The 19186-nt window shown below is 37.7% G+C and carries 13 protein-coding genes; 8 read left to right on the plus strand and 5 right to left on the minus strand.

The window, feature by feature from the left end:
- Positions 1 to 127: 127 nt before the first annotated feature.
- The 5 genes from AC52CF_RS16905 to kduI form a co-directional block, all read right to left on the minus strand.
- The gene (locus AC52CF_RS16905; RefSeq protein WP_290261954.1) at positions 128 to 787 is read right to left on the minus strand and encodes a bifunctional 4-hydroxy-2-oxoglutarate aldolase/2-dehydro-3-deoxy-phosphogluconate aldolase; all 660 of its coding nucleotides are present in this window, start codon (positions 785 to 787) and stop codon (positions 128 to 130) included.
- Positions 788 to 1007: 220 nt separating this feature from the next.
- Positions 1008 to 2015, minus strand: a complete 1008-nt coding sequence (locus tag AC52CF_RS16910; RefSeq protein ID WP_290261957.1) for a sugar kinase — start codon at positions 2013 to 2015, stop codon at positions 1008 to 1010.
- A gap of 615 nt (positions 2016 to 2630) precedes the next feature.
- Positions 2631 to 4028 (minus strand): glucuronate isomerase, encoded by a 1398-nt coding sequence (gene uxaC / locus AC52CF_RS16915; RefSeq protein ID WP_375180837.1) that lies wholly within the window; start codon positions 4026 to 4028, stop codon positions 2631 to 2633.
- A gap of 16 nt (positions 4029 to 4044) precedes the next feature.
- Positions 4045 to 4827 carry a gluconate 5-dehydrogenase gene (locus tag AC52CF_RS16920; protein ID WP_290261961.1) on the minus strand — a complete coding sequence of 261 codons (783 nt, stop codon included), beginning with the start codon at positions 4825 to 4827 and terminating at the stop codon, positions 4045 to 4047.
- A 10-nt stretch (positions 4828 to 4837) separates the two neighbouring features.
- Positions 4838 to 5674 (minus strand): 5-dehydro-4-deoxy-D-glucuronate isomerase, encoded by an 837-nt coding sequence (gene kduI / locus AC52CF_RS16925; protein ID WP_290261964.1) that lies wholly within the window; start codon positions 5672 to 5674, stop codon positions 4838 to 4840.
- An 851-nt stretch (positions 5675 to 6525) separates the two neighbouring features.
- Here kduI and AC52CF_RS16930 point away from each other — a divergent pair.
- From AC52CF_RS16930 to AC52CF_RS16965, 8 genes are all read left to right on the plus strand, one after another.
- Positions 6526 to 9540 (plus strand): SusC/RagA family TonB-linked outer membrane protein, encoded by a 3015-nt coding sequence (locus AC52CF_RS16930; protein ID WP_235132741.1) that lies wholly within the window; start codon positions 6526 to 6528, stop codon positions 9538 to 9540.
- Positions 9541 to 9550: 10 nt separating this feature from the next.
- Positions 9551 to 11383, plus strand: a complete 1833-nt coding sequence (locus AC52CF_RS16935; protein WP_375181609.1) for a RagB/SusD family nutrient uptake outer membrane protein — start codon at positions 9551 to 9553, stop codon at positions 11381 to 11383.
- A gap of 79 nt (positions 11384 to 11462) precedes the next feature.
- The gene (locus AC52CF_RS16940) at positions 11463 to 12485 is read left to right on the plus strand and encodes a pectinesterase family protein (protein WP_496517421.1); all 1023 of its coding nucleotides are present in this window, start codon (positions 11463 to 11465) and stop codon (positions 12483 to 12485) included.
- 28 nt (positions 12486 to 12513) lie between these two features.
- Positions 12514 to 13923 carry a pectate lyase family protein gene (locus AC52CF_RS16945; protein ID WP_496517422.1) on the plus strand — a complete coding sequence of 470 codons (1410 nt, stop codon included), beginning with the start codon at positions 12514 to 12516 and terminating at the stop codon, positions 13921 to 13923.
- Between the two features lie 53 nt (positions 13924 to 13976).
- Complete coding sequence (locus AC52CF_RS16950) at positions 13977 to 14972, plus strand: DUF4861 family protein (RefSeq protein ID WP_496517423.1); 996 nt, start codon at positions 13977 to 13979, stop codon at positions 14970 to 14972.
- Between the two features lie 11 nt (positions 14973 to 14983).
- Entirely contained in the window at positions 14984 to 16243 is a 1260-nt protein-coding gene (locus AC52CF_RS16955) for a glycoside hydrolase family 88/105 protein (RefSeq protein WP_496517424.1), read from the plus strand.
- A gap of 295 nt (positions 16244 to 16538) precedes the next feature.
- Positions 16539 to 18182, plus strand: a complete 1644-nt coding sequence (locus AC52CF_RS16960; RefSeq protein WP_496517425.1) for a glycoside hydrolase family 43 protein — start codon at positions 16539 to 16541, stop codon at positions 18180 to 18182.
- 166 nt (positions 18183 to 18348) lie between these two features.
- Positions 18349 to 19182 carry a rhamnogalacturonan acetylesterase gene (locus AC52CF_RS16965; protein ID WP_336732233.1) on the plus strand — a complete coding sequence of 278 codons (834 nt, stop codon included), beginning with the start codon at positions 18349 to 18351 and terminating at the stop codon, positions 19180 to 19182.
- Positions 19183 to 19186 lie beyond the last annotated feature (4 nt).

Genomic DNA, 19186 nt, shown 5'->3' on the forward strand with positions numbered 1-19186 from the left:
TTTAACGCAGAGAGCGCAAAGATTTTCTTTTTAAACTTCATGTATATTTAAGTTCGTAAAGGTACTTCGACAAGCTCAGCATAAACTATTCACTCAGCGAAGCTATGTATTGCGTTATTTTTCATTATTACTTTAAAGTCTGGATGATTTCCAAAACTTTCTTCGTTTCATGTTCAATGGTTACGTAATCTTTAGCAGCCATCAAATCTTTGCTGATGAGTTTACTTCCCATTCCTACAGCAGAAACTCCGGCTTTGAACCAGCTTTCAATGCTTTCTTTCGTGATATCTACTCCACCAGTCGGCATGAATTTCAGGTTGGGAAATACATCTTTAATGGCACTCATGAACCCTGCTCCTAAAGCATTTCCGGGAAATAATTTAATAAATGTTACTCCTGCGGCTTCTGCGGCGATAATTTCAGTCGGCGTCATGCAACCCGGACTGTACAATACGTCTTTCGGAATTAAAAATGCAGCAACTTCAGCTACAAAACCCGGACTGATAAAGAAATCTGCTCCCACTTTGTAATATTCTTCCGCTTGTTGTACATTTTTAATGGTTCCGATTCCCAGAAGCATTTCCGGTATTTCTAAATCTCGGACTTCTATCATTTTTTTAAAATTGCTTAATGCAGATTCTCCGCGGCTGGTATATTCTACTGCCCGAATTCCTGCTTTGTAAAGCGATTTCAGTATATCTAAAGTTACCGTTTCATCATCATTATAATACAGCGGTAAAATCCCCTGATTAACGATGGCGTTGGTAACGGTTTGAATTTTTGTCATTTTGTTGAATTATCTTGTTTAAAAATAATTTTTGATAGCGTAAAATCTATCCTTTGGTGTGCTGTATATTTTTAACGCAAAGTCCGCAAAGATTTTCTTTTTAAAACTTGATGTATATTTTTAAGTTCGCAAAGGCGTTTCACTTAAATAAGATCACAAAGTTTTTTGATTTAATTCTAAAAAGAATCGCTATAAACTATAAACCAGCAACTAAAAACTATTATCTCTTAATTCTTCCTCCGGAATTTCCTGCCATTACTTCAAGAATGTCTTCTGCGCTGCAATAGTTGATATCTCCTAAAATCGTGTGTTTGATCGCACAAGCTGCATTCGCAAAATTCAAAGCCTTTTCATCGTCGAAATTTTTTAAGCCATAAATTAAACCTGCCGCGAAAGCATCTCCTGTTCCGATTCTGTCGACTACATTGTCTATTTCTAAGAACTTGGTTTCAAAATAATTTCCATTGACTAAAGCTCTTCCCTGCGTTTGCTGAGAACTCGCCGTAACCCCGATTCTTATTTTGTCGAAAACTTTATGAATGGACGGACATTGTCTTTTTAATTCTTCACAGGCTTGTAAAAAACCTTCTTTATCGGATGAAAACTGAGCTTCTAAGATTTCGTTGATTTCGTTCACGCCACCAATAAAGATGGTTGATAGAGAAACCAGTTCTTTCAACACTTCGTTTCCGTTTTTTCCGTATTTCCAAAGGTTGGAACGGTAAGCCGGATCGGTCGTAATCTCGATTCCTAATTCAAGAGCGGTATGTAAACCTTCTTTGAGACTTTCATAAGCCGATTTTGAAATTCCGGGACTGATTCCTGTCCAGTGAAAATAATCGCAGTCTTCCAAAGCTTTTTTCCAGTCGATTTTCTCTGCTTCTATGTTGGCAAATGAACCATTTAAACGGTTATACGCAATTCTGCTTGCCCGAACCGATGATCCTACTTCTAAGAAATACAAACCTAAAGGATGTTCATTTTTAGAAATAAAATTGGTATCAATTCCGAAACTTTTGACAAAAGATAAAGCTGATTCTCCCACGAAATCATCCGAAACTGCACTTACATGTTTTACTTCGCATCCCATCGTTGCCAATGAAGAAGCGACATTAAGTTCTGTTCCGCCGAAGAAAAATTCCATTTCATGGCTCTGCTTCATGGTTCTGTTTCCGGGAGGGGAAAGCCGCATGATGATTTCACCGAAAGTAAGTATTTTGCTAGCCATATTTTAATAAATACTCTGTTTAATATCTGCTGTTATTTTAACGCAAAGTGCGCTAAGATTTTCTTTTTAAAACTCGATGTATATTTTTAAGTTCGCAAAGGCGTTCTACTCAGCCAAGCTCACAAAGATTTTTCAAGTTTAGAAAAAATGCGGATATGTAATTATTGTTTATTTAAACCCTTAAAATTTATTAAGGAGTTGAGAAAAAATTAAGTTAAGCTTCGCTTTAAAAGCTTTTGCTGAATTAAAATCTTTGATTTTATCTTAATCAAACTTAACTTCTTAATTCTCCTTAATGGTTTAAAATATTTTTTATTTCTCGCCGATTTTACAAATCTGGCAGATAATTATGTTATAAAGATCCGCGTAATATGCAAGATTTTTAATTTTAACCATTAAGATTTATTTAAGGAGTTTAGAAAAATTAAGCTGAGCTTCGCTTTAAGCATTATTGCTGAATTAAAATTTTTAATTTTATCTTAATCAAACTTAACTTCTTAATTGTCCTTAATGGTTTAAATATTTTTGAATTTCCCGCAGATTTAGCTGATAACGCAGATCATTTTAAATCTGCAAAATTTGCTCAATCTGCGAGAAATTTACTCTTATTTAAATTTAAAAATCAAAATAATTTTTAGCATTATGATAACAGATATCGGAAATAATTTTCCCAACGTGTTCCATATCCTGTGGCAGTTCGCCGTTTTTCATTTCTTCCCCGAAAAGATTACAAAGCACTCTTCTGAAATATTCGTGTCTCGGGAAAGAAAGGAAACTTCTTGAATCGGTTAACATCCCTACGAAACAGCTTATTAGTCCCATGTTTGAAAGGGCATTCATCTGTTTAATCATTCCGTCTTTCTGGTCTAAAAACCACCATCCTGAGCCGAACTGTACTTTTCCTTTAATGCTTCCGTCGTTGAAATTCCCGATCATCGTTGCGAAAATTTCGTTGTCGGCAGGATTTAAATTGTATAAAATAGTCTTCGTTAATTTATCTTTTCCGTCTAAAGCGTTTAATAATTTAGACAAAGTTTCAGCCTGCACGAAGTCACCGATAGAATCCCATCCTGTATCGGGACCGAGAATTCTGTGCATTCTTTCGTTATTGTTTCTTAAGGCTCCTAAATGGAACTGCTGAACCCAGCCGAATTTGTGATACGCTTCTCCTAAGAACAGTAAAATAGCTGTTTTAAACTGATTTACCTGCTTTTCGGCAATTACTTTTCCTGAAAGTTTATCATTAAAAATGGCACTTACTTCAGCTTCTGTAGCTTCTTCAAAAGAAATATTGTTCAGTCCGTGGTCGCATAATCTGCATCCGTTTTCGTGGAAATATTCAATTCTTTTTAATAATGCATCGCACAAAGTCTGGTAAGAATTGATTTCAATTCCTGCCGATTCGCCTAATTTGGCAATATAATCTGGAAAGTTGTGGTTTTCAATTAAAATTGCTTTATCAGGACGGAATGCGGTACTTACTTTTATTTTCCAGTTACTTTTTGCCAAATCCTGATGATAATTTAAAATATCGGTTGGATCTTCTGTAGTACAAAGAGATTCTACATTCATCATTTCCAGCAAACCTCTTGTGGATTTTTCAGGAGTCTGCAACTGAGCGTTAATGTTATCGTAAATTTCTGAAGCGTTGTTTTCATTCAGCAATTCATCAATTCCGAAATATCTTTTCAGTTCTAAATGCGTCCAGTGATACAGAGGATTTCTCAAAGTATACGGAACGGTTTTAGCCCACGCTTCAAATTTTTCTTTATCTGAAGAATCTCCGGTAATGAATTTTTCGTTCACTCCTAATGTTCGCATCGCTCTCCACTTGTAATGATCGCCGGCAATCCAGACTTTAGAAATATTGTCAAAAACCGTGTTTTCTGCAATATCTTTAGGAGTCAAATGATTATGATAATCTATGATCGGCTGCTTTTCTGCGTAGTTGAAGTATAATTCTTCAGCGTATTTATTTTGTAATAAAAAGGTATCTGTAATAAAAGATTTCATTCTTAAAGTTCTAGTGTTATTCATTAGCAGGCTTTCCGATGGTTGCTAAAATTCCGCCATCAACGTAAATAATCTGTCCGTTGATGAATTTACTTGCATCCGAGGATAAAAATATAGCCGTTCCTGCAAGATCTTCAGGATTTCCCCATCTTCCTTCCGGAGTTCTGCTGATGATAAATTCGTTGAACGGATTTCCGTCCACCCTTATGGGTTCTGTCTGCGACGTTGCAAAATATCCGGGACCGATTCCGTTTACCTGAATATTATGTTTCGCCCATTCTGTTGCTAAATTTTTGGTGAGCATTTTAAGTCCGCCTTTTGCAGAAGCGTACGCAACAACGTTATCGCGTCCCAGCTCACTCATCATAGAGCAGATGTTGATGATTTTTCCGGATTTTCTTTTAATCATGTATTTTCCCACTAATTTGGACATGATGAAAGGTCCCGTAAGGTCTACATCGATTACTTTTCTAAAGTCTTCCACATCCATATCAATTGCCGGAATGCGTTTGATGATTCCTGCATTGTTGACAAGGATGTCTATTTTTCCATGAGCAGCTTCCATTAAGGCTACTTTCTGGGCGGCTTCCCGTTCGTCGGTTACATCGAAAATATATCCGGTTGCTTTGTATCCTCTGGAATGATAATATTCCAGCGCTTCGTCTAATTTTTTCGGTGTTGTACTTGTGATTGCCAGTTCGGCACCTGCTTCTGCAAGACCTTCTGCCATTGCCATTCCCAATCCATGAGTTCCGCCTGTAACAACGGCAACTTTACCGGATAAATCGAATAATTTCATGTGGAAAATATTACTTTAGTTCGTTAGTTTTTACAGCATCCATATCGCCATAATCCATATTTTCTCCCGCCATCCCCCAAATAAAGGTGTAATTGGAAGTTCCGACTCCTGAGTGGATAGACCATTCTGGAGACAGAACAGCTTCGTTGTTTTTCATAAAGATATGACGCGTTTCATGAGGCTGCCCCAGAAAATGACTTACCGCCTGACCTTCTTCCAGATCGAAATAGAAATAAGCTTCCATTCTGCGGGTATGCGTATGAGAAGGCATCGTGTTCCAGACACTTCCTTCGTGCAGTTCCGTCATTCCCATCTGTAATTGGCAGGTTTCCAATACGCTGTTCACAATCAGTTTATTGATTGTTCTTTTGTTTGCGTATTTTGCTTCGCCCAATTCTACAATTTCTGCTTCGTTCTTTGTAATTTTCTTTGTAGGATAAGAATAATGAGCGGGTGCAGAATTGAAGTAGAACAAGGTCTGTCCTTTGTTTCCGTTTTCAAAAACTACATCTTTTGCTCCTTTTCCGATGTATAAAGCTTCTTTGTTTGCCAGTTCGAAAACTTCACCATCAACAGTTACTTTTCCGGCTGCTCCTACATTAATGATTCCCAACTCTCTTCTGTCTAAGAAATGTTCGGCTTTCAAATCGTCTGTCGGTTCCAGCGTCAATGGGCTTTTTACAGGCATTGCACCTCCGACAATCATTCTGTCGTACATAGAATACACTACATTGATCTGATCTTCATTGAATAAGTTATTCATCAGAAATTCCCTTCTTAAATCCTCGGTTGTATATTTTTTTACATCTTCGGGATGATGGGCGTAACGAAACTCAGATTTTGTCATCTTCTTTTAAATTCATTTTGCGGTTTCAACAAAACCGGTTAAACATCATGTAATCGATTGCATAAATTACACTGAAAACTTGTAGAAATACTTTCGGGATAAATATATAATTATTATTTATATGGTTAACAAAAATTTAATAAAAATTTATAACTAAATAATAATCAATTAATTAAAAATTAAATTCTGTAATTTAATTATAAAAAAACAATGAAAAATTCATGTTCTATTTAACCAAAATAATGCATTGATATTTGGAAAAAAGATAATGCTGTGTAAAAAATCGTTTAACTAAGAAGAATATCAATTTAATAAAAATAATCAAAAAACAACATTATTCTATACATATAATAAGGTTAAAAATTATCACTTGAAAAATGCATGATGAGACTCCGGTGAAAAAGATGATAAAAATCAGGAAAGTATGTTAAATTTTCGTTCTTGCTGTTAAATTTGGGGAAGTTGCAGGCCATAAAAACCTATAAATTTTAAGCTTTTTTTAATTTATTTTATGATCCTCACTGAAAAAAGAGAAGAAAAAAACAGTTGAATATTTAAAATTCAAAATATTGATTTACAATTAATTAATCATTTAAAATTAATTAATAATTATGTAATTAAAATTCAAATTAATGAAAAAATAATATTTTTTTCTTTGCATATTCAAAAATAATATTAGTTTAGAAGCGAGAATATTTTAATTGAAAAATTACGCAATCGATTGCACAAAGGAAAGTGTAAGATTTCTAAAATATTTACCACTAAAAACAGTAGAATACTTCCAAATCCACCAATGAAAACAAAGATTGAAAAAAAACTTTCAACCAAAATTAAAACTATAAGGATACAAAATGGATAAAAAAGTACAATCAGTAAAGTGGTTATATTTAACTGTCTTTCTACTTCCTGTCCTTGCAATGGCTCAAGAAAAAGAAACAAAGAAGGAAAAAGAAACCAAGATCGACGAAGTGGTTTTGGTAGGATATACCAAAGTTTCTAAAAAAGACGTTACCAATGCTGTTTCTTCTGTAAAAGCAGAAGCGATAAAAGATATGCCTTCTACCAATGCTGCAGAAGCAATACAGGGAAGAATGGCTGGAGTACAGGTTTCCCTGAGTGAAGGTTCGCCGGGAGCCGATGTAGATATTGTAGTAAGAGGAGGAAACTCCATTACAGGGAGCAATGCTCCTTTATATATTGTGGATGGTGTACAGATGGATAATGCACTCTCTATTCTTTCGCCTAAAGAAATTCAATCGATTGAAGTGTTAAAAGATGCATCTTCTACGAGTATTTACGGAGCAAGAGGAGCCAATGGTGTTGTCCTTATTACCACAAAAGGAGGTCGTAAGAGAGCAAAAACTTCAATTAATTACAACGGATTTTTAGGGGTTAGAAAAATTCAGAATACAATTGATGTTCTGGATCCTTACCAATACGTCCTGTATCAGTATGAAGTATACAATAAGGGCGGTGTACAGACCGATATTGATGCTTTTAAAACAAGATACGGAACTTTTGCCGATCTTGAAAAATACAAATCTGTAAAAAAGAGAGACTGGCAGGATGAAGTTTTCGGAAGAGAAGCATTCAATTTTACGCATAACCTTTCTGTAACGGGAGGCTCAGACAATTCTTCTTTCTCATTATCCTTAAATAATGTACAGGAAGACGGAATTATGATCGGTTCCGGATTTAAAAGGAATATGGCAAACTTCAAGTATGATTATGATGTTTCCAAAGCAATCAGCATCACATTAAATGCCAGATACAGCCGACAGATGATCTACGGAGCGGGAACTTCTTCCACCGGTTCGCAAAGTACCAACAGATTGAGAAATGCCGTAAGATATCAGCCGTTTGAAGGTGGTTCCAATGTAAATGTAGATGAATTCGATCCTTTATTTGCCAACGAAACCAATCTTGTGAATCCTATTCTTTTAGCCAATAATGAAGTAAAGGACAACGGAAGAAACGACCTTCTTTTAAACGGGATTATCGAATACAGAATCAATAAAGATTTCACTTTCAGAAGTGTAATCGGATATGTACAGAGAGACGAAATGGTGAATCAGTTTTCCGGACCAGTTACAACGCTGGCAAGGCAAAACAACGATCAGCCTGTTGTTTTCATGAGCAAGGCGCAATCCAGAAGAATCACGAATACCAATACATTAAATTTCAGAAAAACGTTCGGAAATCATAAACTGGATTTACTGGCAGGACAGGAAACTGTGAAAACAGATGCAGAATCTTTAACGATGAACATCAAATGGTTCCCGAAATCCATCAGTGCACAAGAGGCATTTGCCAATATTCAGGCAGCTTCTCCTCCATCGGGACAGGTTCAGGACATTCCGAAAACAAATGTTCTTCCGGATCGTCTGGTTTCATTTTTTGCAAGAGCCAACTATATTTTTAACAACAAATACATTTTTACCGCTTCCATGAGAGCAGATGGTTCCAGTGTATTCGGACCGGGAAACCGATGGGGCTATTTTCCGGCTGCTTCGGTTGCATGGAAAGTAAGTGAAGAAAATTTCCTGAAAGACAGTAAAGTTGTGAGCGAATTAAAACTTCGTGCAGGATACGGTTTATCCGGAAACAACAGAATACCTGCATTTTTATACAGTACGTTTTTCACCACATCATCAGATTACGGATATGCATTCGGAAACAATGTAACACCGGGGGCTACAACAGGAGCGATTATGTCTAACCTTAATGTAAAATGGGAATCGGCGGCTTCAAAAAATATCGGGGTAGATTTTGGATTATTCAACAGCAGAGTTTACGGAACGGTAGATGTTTACCAGACCGATACAAAAAATCTTTTATTGCTTGCCAAAATTCCTCAGACTTCAGGGTATGAATATCAGTATCAAAACTCGGGAAGCACATCCAATAAAGGAATTGAATTTTCTGTAGGAGCTTCGATCATCAACAAAGAAAATTTTAACTGGAAAATAGACGCGAATATCTCTGCCAACAAAAATGTGATTAAAAGTTTAGGAAACAGTGCTTCTGCAAGTGCGAATTCTTACTTATATCCTTCAGGATGGCAAAATAACCTGAATGATTTCCTTGTACAGGTGGGAAAACCGGTAGGAACATATTGGGGCTATATTACCGCAGGAAGATATGAAATAAGCGATTTCGATTATAATCCTACCACTCAGGTTTATACTTTAAAAGCCGGAATTCCAAGTTCTGCAGCAGCAGCAAACGGAGCGAAAGCTGTACAGCCCGGAGATCTTAAACTTCAGGATCTGAATGGTGACGGAATTATCGATAATAAGGATATGACGGATCTTGGAAATGCACAGCCTAAATTTTACGGAGGTTTCAACCAGACCTTCCGATACAAAAACTGGGACATGAGTTTAATGTTCAATTTCTCTGTAGGAAATAAAGTATATAACGCGAACAAAATAGAATATTCTACACAGTATCTTTACCGGGACAACAATATGCTGGCTGAAGTTGCCAACCGATGGAGATGGTTTGATGATGCCGGAAATAAAGTAAATGATCCAACCGCTCTTGCTGCTTTAAATGCCAATACAACAGGATTTACACCGCCTGCCGGAGCTTACTTCCTTCATTCTTACGCCATTGAAGACGGTTCTTTCCTGAGACTGAACAACGTTACAATAGGATATTCTTTAGGAAAAGATTTCACCAAACAGTTGGGATTATCCAATTTCAGATTGTATTTTACGATGAACAACCTGTTCACGATTACAGGGTATTCCGGATATGATCCTGAAGCCAACACGAGAAGAAATCCTTTAACACCGGGGGTAGATTATGCAGCGTATCCGCGAAGCAGATTTATTTTATCAGGAGTTGATATCACTTTTTAAACCTAATATTATGAAGAAAAATAAATTTTTAGCCATTCTTTTTTCTGTCATCGGAATATTTTCTCTGAATTCTCTTAATTCCTGCGAAGAATATTTAGATGTAGAAAGCTTATCCAATACTTCAGAAAAACAGCAGTTTGATTCCGCAGCAGATACATTTTCCGCTTTAGTCGGAGTCTACAACGCAACCATGGGAGACAATACCTACGGACAGAGAATGAACCTGATTCTTTCGCAATCCGGAGACGACATGAGAACTTCGGGAGATTATAACGCAAATGACCGAAGAGGGGTAAGCTGTTTCGGAGCCATTCCAACAAATACAGAACTTTTAAGACCGTTTTTAGATACGTACGCAGGAATTGAAAGAGCCAATCTGGTGATTAAAAACATTCCGCTTTCTCCTGTTTATCAGACGGGTTCAGCAGCAGATAAAAAATTAATGGACAGATATTTGGGAGAAGCTTTAACTTTAAGAGCACACTTCTATCATGATCTGATCAAAAACTGGGGCGATGTTCCTTTTCAGGATGTTCCTTCTGCTGATCTTCCGAGCGTGTATCTGCCAAAAACAGACAGAGATTTTATTTATGATAAAATTCTGGACGATCTTTTAAAAGCGGAAAGTTTAGTTCCGTGGAGATCCGAAGGCGGAACTACCGCTCAGAGAATTTCGAAAGCAGCCGTAAAAGGATTAAGAGCACGAATCGCACTGGCGAGAGCAGGATATTCATTAAGAAGAAGCCCGCAACAGATGATGCAGGGTTCCAATCCTCAGAAATATTATCAGATTGCTTATGACGAATGTAAAGACATCATCAATTCCGGGCAGCATCAGTTGAACCCGAGTTATGAAGGATTATTCAGATCACTGCATACCAACAGCGCAGATACATCCAACGAAGTAATTTATGCTATCGGAGCTTTCGGGGGAAATTCCAGAACAGACAGTAAAATCGGATATTACAACGGTTTAAGACATGATGATACCGACTGGAAATCTTCCGGAGGAATCAGCGCAATTCCTGTTTATTTCTATGAATTTACAAAGTATGACCTGAGAAGGGATGTAAATATTGCCATCTTCAGGGTAAATACTTCAAAGCAGGAAGAACTTCAGACTTCCATCAACTGGAACGACGGAAAATTCAGAAAATCGTGGACTTCCATCACCGGAACTTCACAAAACCTTGGAATCGACTGGCCTTTGCTGAGATATGCAGATATTCTGTTAATGTTTGCCGAAGCCGATAATGAGCTTAATAACGGTCCATCTGCACAGGCAATCAATGCAGTTCTTTCGGTAAGACAGAGAGCCTATGCAGGAAATTTAAGTCAGGTGGGAACCATTCCGACCGACAAAACAGGATTCTTTAATTATATCGTTAAAGAAAGACAACTGGAATTCGGAGGTGAAGGTCTCAGAAAATACGATCTGATCCGTTGGAATCTTTTAGAAACGAAAATCAACGAAACAAGAGCTAAGCTTACTCAGTTTATGAACGGTACAGGAGCTTATGCCAACGTTCCTGAGTATATCTTCTACAAAAAAGTAGCCTATACTCCTACAAAAACAGCACAGCAAAACGTAACTGACATCGATTTCTACACTGCAGCCGGAGTTGCCAAAGCAGACATTTTCTACAGCCCGAACCAAAGTGTTGCAACGCCTTCCGGATACACAAAAGTAAACTGGAGACTGGCGATGACGCAGCCTTACATCAGTGGAGATCCTGTGAAAAGTTATGCCTATTATTTCCAGGCCAACAGAAAGGAATTACTGCCGATTGCTTTAGACGTAATCAACTCCAATTATAATCTTACGCAGGATTATGGATATTAGAAAATAGTTCACATTCATATCAGAAAAATACAGGCTTCATCTCCAAAGTGGAGTCTGTATTTTAATCAAAAAAATTTCAATGAAAACTTCCTTTTTTCTTAAAAATTTAAATTCTTTTTTTGCTTTTCTGATCGTATTGCTCAGTTTTCTTTCTTTTAAAGCCAATGATAAAACCATCGTGGTTTCAAAAGACGGAAAAGGAGATTTCTCCACCATTCAGCAAGCCATCAATGCAGCAGAAAACGGATCTTCCGTAAGAACGAGAATTGTAGTAAAAGAAGGAATTTACAAAGAAAAAATTACCATCCCGGAAACAAAAGGCGCTATTTTGCTCGAAGGTGAAAATCCTGAAAAAACCATCATCACCTACGACGATTTTGCATCAAAAAAGAATCCGGAAGGAAAAGAATTCGGAACTACAGGTTCTTCAACGGTTTTTATTTATTCTAATGATTTTACGGCAAAAAATATTTCATTCGAAAACAGTTCAGGAAAAGTAGGACAGGCAGTTGCTGTTTTAACGACGGGCGACCGAATAGCTTTTGAAAACTGCAGATTCTTAGGAAATCAGGACACCTTGTATTTAAAAGGCGTTCAGGATTCATCAGACAAAACAAAGCCTTCCAGAAATTATTTTAAAAACTGCTACATCGAAGGAACAACAGACTATATTTTCGGAGCCGGAACCGCTGTTTTTGAGGAGTGCATCATATATTCCAAAGAATCGGCAAGCTACGTTACCGCAGCTTCTACTCCACAGGAAAACGAATTCGGCTTTGTTTTTATCAATGCGAAAATAACAGGAAACGCAAAAGAAAATTCAGTCTATTTAGGAAGACCGTGGAGACCATTTGCCAAGACCGTTTACCTTAATTGTGAAATGAATTCCACCATCCAACCGGAAGGATGGCACAACTGGAACAAGCCCGATGCAGAAAAGACCACGTTTTATGCAGAATTTAACTCCAAAGGAAGCGGTTCAGATCGCTCCAAAAGAGTATCATGGTCGCATCAGCTAGCCAAAACCGAGGCAAAAAAATATACAAGAGAAAAGGTTTTAAAAGGAAAAGACAACTGGAATCCGCTTATAAATCTTAAATAAATATCGTAACCGCCACAATTTTTCAGCAATGAAAAAATACATCACAAAACTTTTTATCGCAGGAATTTTCAGCATTGCAACCAGTGCCGAAGCGCAGAATATTCTCAGCTTTCCCGGCGCAGAAGGTTTTGGAAGATACACAACAGGCGGTCGCGGCGGAAAAGTCTACTTCGTCACCAAACTTACAGATGACGGTTCAGAAGGTACGTTAAGATATGCTTTAAACCAGAAAGAAGCAAGATACATTGTCTTTAAAACAGGCGGAACCATTTATCTGGATTCTCCGTTAAAAATAAAAGAAGGTAACGTTACGATTGCCGGACAAACTGCTCCCGGAGACGGAATTACGGTTGCCAATTATGAAACCTTTGTTGCGGCAGATAACGTGGTGATCCGTTACATCCGTTTCAGAATGGGCGATCAGAAAAAGTTTGAAGGCGATGCTTTCGGAGCGAGATTTATTAAAAATCTTATCGTCGATCACTGTTCAATGAGCTGGTCTACAGATGAAACCGTTTCTGTATATGCCAATGAAAATACAACCGTACAGTGGTGCATCATTGCGGAAAGTTTAAGAAATTCCGTTCATCAGAAAGGCGCTCACGGATATGGCGGAATTGCGGGCGGAAAATACGCAAGTTTTCATCATAATCTGTACGCACATCACGACAGCAGAAATCCCAGACTGGGAGAATATGCGGGAAGTAAATTTGCATTGACGGATCTTACCGATTTCAGGAATAATGTGATCTACAACTGGGGACACAACAGCATTTATGGCGGTGAAGGTATGAATGTTAACATCATCAATAATTACTATAAACCCGGACCTGCAACCATCAGCAGACAACGGATTGTTGCTATTGATAAAAATGAAAAACCGGAAACCGAAGTGTATAACATATGGGGAAAATACTACATCAACGGAAATGTAATTGAAGGAAATCCTGAAGTTTCAAAAGACAACTGGACTCAAGGAGTTTTTGCACAGATAAAGCCGTCTTACCACCTTACGGATCAGGATAAAAACGAAATAAAAATCAATCAGTCTCACGACATTCAGAATAACATAAAAACACATTCTGCAAAAGAAGCTTACGAAAAAATAGTACAGATCGCAGGAGCTGCTTTAATAAGAGACGCTGTCGATTTACACATTCTAAAAGACGTAAAAAACGGAAGTTTTACCTACGAAGGTTCAAAAGGAAGCACAAACGGAATTATAGATTCTCAGGAAGATGTCGGCGGATTTCCTGATTTGAAACCGGGAACTTCGCTACCCGATTCTGACCATGACGGAATGCCTGACGAATGGGAAATTAAAAACAAACTGAATCCTGAAGCTGCTAATGCCAACGGAAAAGATCTGGATAAAAACTATGACAATATTGAAGTTTACTTTAATGATCTCGTGAAAAACATAACCGGACAACAATAAAAGCAAATAACCATGATAACTTTTATTGAAAACAGTGATCTAATAAAATGTATATGAAATTGAATGTATTTAAAATAATAGCTGCAGCAGTATTGGTGTCCTCAAATTTTCAGGCTCAGACTTCTGTTATTCAAAAGATCAGAAGCAATCCTAAAGTTCCGTTCTCTTATGCAGAACTTGCAGTAAAAGAAGGCGGAAAATGGGAAGGCAATCAATACATCGGCGGAATTTTCAAAAACGTTCAGGAACTCACCATTCCGGAATCGCATACCGATCATTCTACCTACATCAGATACGAAGGCATCGGTCTGGAAAACAACCAGATCGGATACCGTTTATATCTCGACTGGAGAAATGCAACAGATATTTTTGGTAAAAAAGTAAACACCTTGGTTTTACCGGAAGTCGGACAGGACGGTTTTGAATCGTATCATCACGATGCAGCTTGGGGACAGGATATTCTGAAATCCGGACGTACCATCGGAATTGGCTCCTACGGAAGATACGATGAGCAGAATGATTTTGTTGAAACATTTAAAATCGTAAAAAGTACCGCCGCGAAAGTGGTGAATGAAAAAGAACAGTCTTATGCAGCCATCGAATATAAAGGCTGGAAAACATGGGGCGATGCCATCGATTTAACTTCAAAACTTACCATTTTCAATAAAGACCGTTTTGTAAAAGTAGATTTAAATCTCAGCAACTCTATTTCAGGGTTATGCACCGGAATTGTTGCTATGAAAAATATTCCGCTAAAACAGGGAATCAGCAAAAATAAAAAATGGGCTTACATCGCAACTTACGGTAACCAGACCGAAACCAAAAAAGACGACAATCTCGGAATGGCAGTCTTCTACTCTCTTGAAAGTTTTGATAAATATATAAAGACAAAATCTACGCATACTGTAGTTTTCAGGAAAACAAAGAACGTTTCCTATTACTTTTTAGGAGCATGGTCTCTGGAACCGAACGGCTTAACGACAGAAGAAGCTTTTTATCAGGATTTAGATCAAAAACTGGAAATTTTAGATAAAAATAATCAACTTTAACGTTTACAATCATGAATTTCATTAATCAGCATATCAAACTATTCACACTTGTCGCTTTAAGTTCGGGAGTTTTTTCTACCTGTGCGCAGACAAAAGCTCCGGTTAACGCTTCAATTCAGAAAGAATCTTCAAATTCCGGAAAAATAGTTCCCCTCAATCTGAAATGGTCTGAAAGAATGCTGCTTTCCGAAATGCAACGTTTTCCTGAAGCATGGATGCTGGATTTCAGCAAAACCCCGAAATGGACATATCCTACTGCCATTGTTCTGGATGGTGCAGAAAAACTATATGCCAAAACTGGCAAAAAAGAATACTACAACTACATCAGCGAATTTGGCGAAAAGCTCATTCAGGAAGACGGAACCATCATTACCTATGAGCTTGATAAGTATAATATCGATATGCTGAACAGCGGAAACGTTCTCCTCTATCTTTACGAAAAAGAAAAAAAAGAAAAATACCTGAAAGCACTTCAAACCCTTCGTCTTCAGATAGACGGACAGCCAAGAACGAAAGAAGGTTCTTTCTGGCACAAAAAGATTTATCCTTATCAGGTATGGCTGGATGGTTTATATATGGCAATGCCTTTCTACACGCATTATACACACGACTTCGCGAAAGGAGCCGACGCTTCAAAAGCATATGATGACATCCTTTTACAGTTCGATTCTGTTCAGGAGCATCTTCTCGATAAAAAAACAGGTCTTCTCTATCACGCATGGGACGAAAGCAAAAAAGAAGCTTGGGCAGATAAAGAAACCGGACTGTCGCAGAATTTCTGGGGAAGAGCAATGGGATGGTACGGAATGGCAATGGTAGACGTTCTGGATTATCTGCCAAAAGATCATCCCGGAAGACCCAAATTAATTTCTTACATTAAATCTTATACCGATGCCATCATTAAAGTTCAGGATAAAAACAGCGGACTGTGGTATCAGGTTTTGAATAAAGCAGGAGAAAAAGGAAATTACACCGAAGCAACTGCCTCATCCATGTTTGTTTACACCATCATCAAATCTGTGAACAACGGTTATTTGCCGAAATCCTATAAAACGTATGCTAAAAAAGGCTACGACGGAATCATTAAAAATTTAATCACTGTTGATGAAAACGGAGTGGTGAATTTAAATAAATGCTGTGCAGTTGCGGGTTTGGGCGGAAAACCTTATCGCGACGGTTCTTACGAATATTACATTAATGAAGAGATTCGTTCCAATGATGCCAAAGGAACAGGGCCTTTCATTTTGGCAAGTCTGGAGTTTGAAAAATAATACTTAAAAACCTTTAAGATAAGAGTTAAGAATTTAGAATTCATTAAGTTAAACCTATCATTTTACAAAGCAGGAAACTTAAACTATAGCTAATTTTAACTACACTAAACTCCTCAATAAATCTTAATGGTTAAAAAATGTTCTTATATAATTTCAACAACTATCATTTGCTGAGTGAATAGTTTATGCTGAGCTTGTCGAAGAACCTTTGCGACTGGAGAATATACAGTAAGCCATTAAAAAAAATCTTTCCGCTCATGGCGTTAAAATTTAAACCAGATTAAAAATCTGATTTATGAAAACAAAAAACATTTTAAATATACTTTCAATAGCCATTTTTTCCCTTGCATCAAATTATTTGAGCGCACAGGAAAAAAATTACGTTTCCGAAGTATGGACTGCCGATCAGGGAAAAAACTATAGAAATCCCGTTCTGTATGCAGACTATTCTGATCCGGATGTGATTCGTGTGGGAGATGATTATTATATGACGGCTTCAAGCTTCAATGAAACTCCCGGTTTGCCGATTCTTCATTCAAAAGATATGGTGAACTGGAAACTGGTGAATTATGCCATTCAGGATATTCTGCCGAAAGAATATTTTTCAACACCGAAAAGAGGCGACGGAGTCTGGGCTCCGAGTATGAGATTCCACAACGGCGAATTTTATATTTACTGGGGCGATCCCGATTTCGGAATATATATGGTAAAAACCAAAGACCCGCTGGGAAAATGGGACGAACCCGTTTTAGTAATGGAAGGAAAAGGACTGATAGATTCCTGTCCGTTCTGGGATGAAGACGGAAATGCCTATCTTGTTCATGGCTGGGCGGGAAGCCGTGCCGGAGTAAAAAGCATTTTAACATTAAATAAAATGAATCCGGAAGGAACAAAAGTGCTGGATAAAGGTGTTCACGTTTTCGATGGTCACGATGCTCATCCCACCGTTGAAGGTCCCAAAATGTATAAAAGAAACGGATATTACTATATTTTTGCTCCGGCGGGCGGCGTTGCCACAGGGTGGCAATTGGTTCTGAGATCAAAAAATATATACGGACCTTACGAAGAAAAAATTGTGCTGGAACAGGGCTCCACAAAAATAAACGGACCGCATCAGGGAGCGTGGGTAGATACACCTTCCGGAGAAGACTGGTTTTATCACTTTCAGGATGTGGATGCGGGAGGAAGAATTATCCATCTGCAACCTGTGAAGTGGGAAAAAGACTGGCCTTTTATCGGAATTGACCATAACAAAAACGAAATCGGCGAACCTGTTTTAACGTATAAAAAACCAAACGTAGGACAATTCTATCCTATCGTTACTCCGCCCGAAACCGATGAATTTGATGGTGAAAAATTAGGATTACAATGGCAGTGGAGTGCAAATGAAAATATCGTATGGTCTTCCAAGCTTCCCGGACAGAAGTTTTTAAGATTATTCTCTATAAAAGTTCCCGAAAGCGAAAACAATCTCTGGAATGTCCCGAATCTGTTAACTCAGAAATTTCCGGCTCCCAATTTCGCAGCTTCCACAAAAGTTAAATTAACGCCCGAAGATGCCAAAGAAGGGAAAACCGCAGGACTTCTGGTGATGGGACTGGATCATCAGTCCATCGTGATTACCAATAAACCGGATGGGTTTTACTTACAGTTAAGAAGAGCCGAAAAAGCAGATAAAGGCGGCGAGGAAAAGATTTTATTTGAAACAAAATTAAAAAGCAACGAAGTCTATCTGAAAGTAACTGTAAACGAACCGAATGGTTTATGTCAGTTCAGCTACAGCGAAAACGGAAAAAATTTCATCAAAGCAGGCGATATTTTTCAGGCAAAACCCGGAAAATGGATCGGAGCCAAAGTTGGGCTGTACAGCATCAGTACATCAAAGGCACCTCGAGGCGGATATGCCGATTTTGACTGGTTCAGAATCACCAAGAATTAATAATATTCCTCAGATTTTCAGGAGAATTAATGTGAATAAATTTTCATTTGATTTAAAAAATCTGCACCATCTGCAAGATCTGCGAGTGATAAAATAATAATCAGATTCTTCAATACATTTCATTTCGTTCAGAATGACAGTGTATATAAAAATTTAGTTAGAATCAATGAATAGGAAAATTTACAATATAGTTTCATTTTTAATCGTCGTTTTGCTGTTGTCGGGATGCAAATCTCAGAACACTACAGCAGCAAAACACGTTAAAAAGATTACCCATATTTATCTCATCGGAGATTCCACCATGGCAGATTACACCGGAAACTACGAACCCGGAAAAGATTATATGAAAGTAAGATATCCCATTACAGGATGGGGACAGGTTTTTCAGCCATTTTTTGCGAAAGACAGTTTGGCTTCTTTAAAACCTGCCATTTCAACGGACTCTGTGGAGATTATTGACAAAGCGCATGGTGGAAGAAGTACACGAACGTTTTTTCAGGAAGGAAGATGGAGAGAGGTGTACGAACATTTGCAGCCGGGTGATTATGTCATCATGCAGTTTGGACATAACGACAGTTCTGAAAAACATCCGGAACGGTACGTAAACATTCAGGGATACAAAGAATTTTTAAGACTATTTGTAACGCAGACGAAGCAGAAAGGAGCAAATCCTGTTATTTTAACTCCTGTTGCCAGAAATTACCCATGGAAAGACGGAAAACTGGAAAATGTACACGGCGAATACGGCAAAGCTCCCATTGAAATTGCTAAAGAAATGAACGTTCCGTATATTGATCTGAATACATTATCTATGGAATATTTTACAGGAAAAGGACAGGATTTTACCACAACTCATTACTTTATGAATCTTCCGGAAAATGTATACGAAGCCTATCCCAAAGGTCAGAAAGACAACACACATTTTCAGCCCGAAGGAGCAAAAGTAGTAGCATCCATTGTTTATCAGGAATTTAAAAAAATAATTAAAACTCAAAAATAATAAA

The sequence above is a fragment of the Chryseobacterium sp. 2P genome, assembly GCF_059579425.1.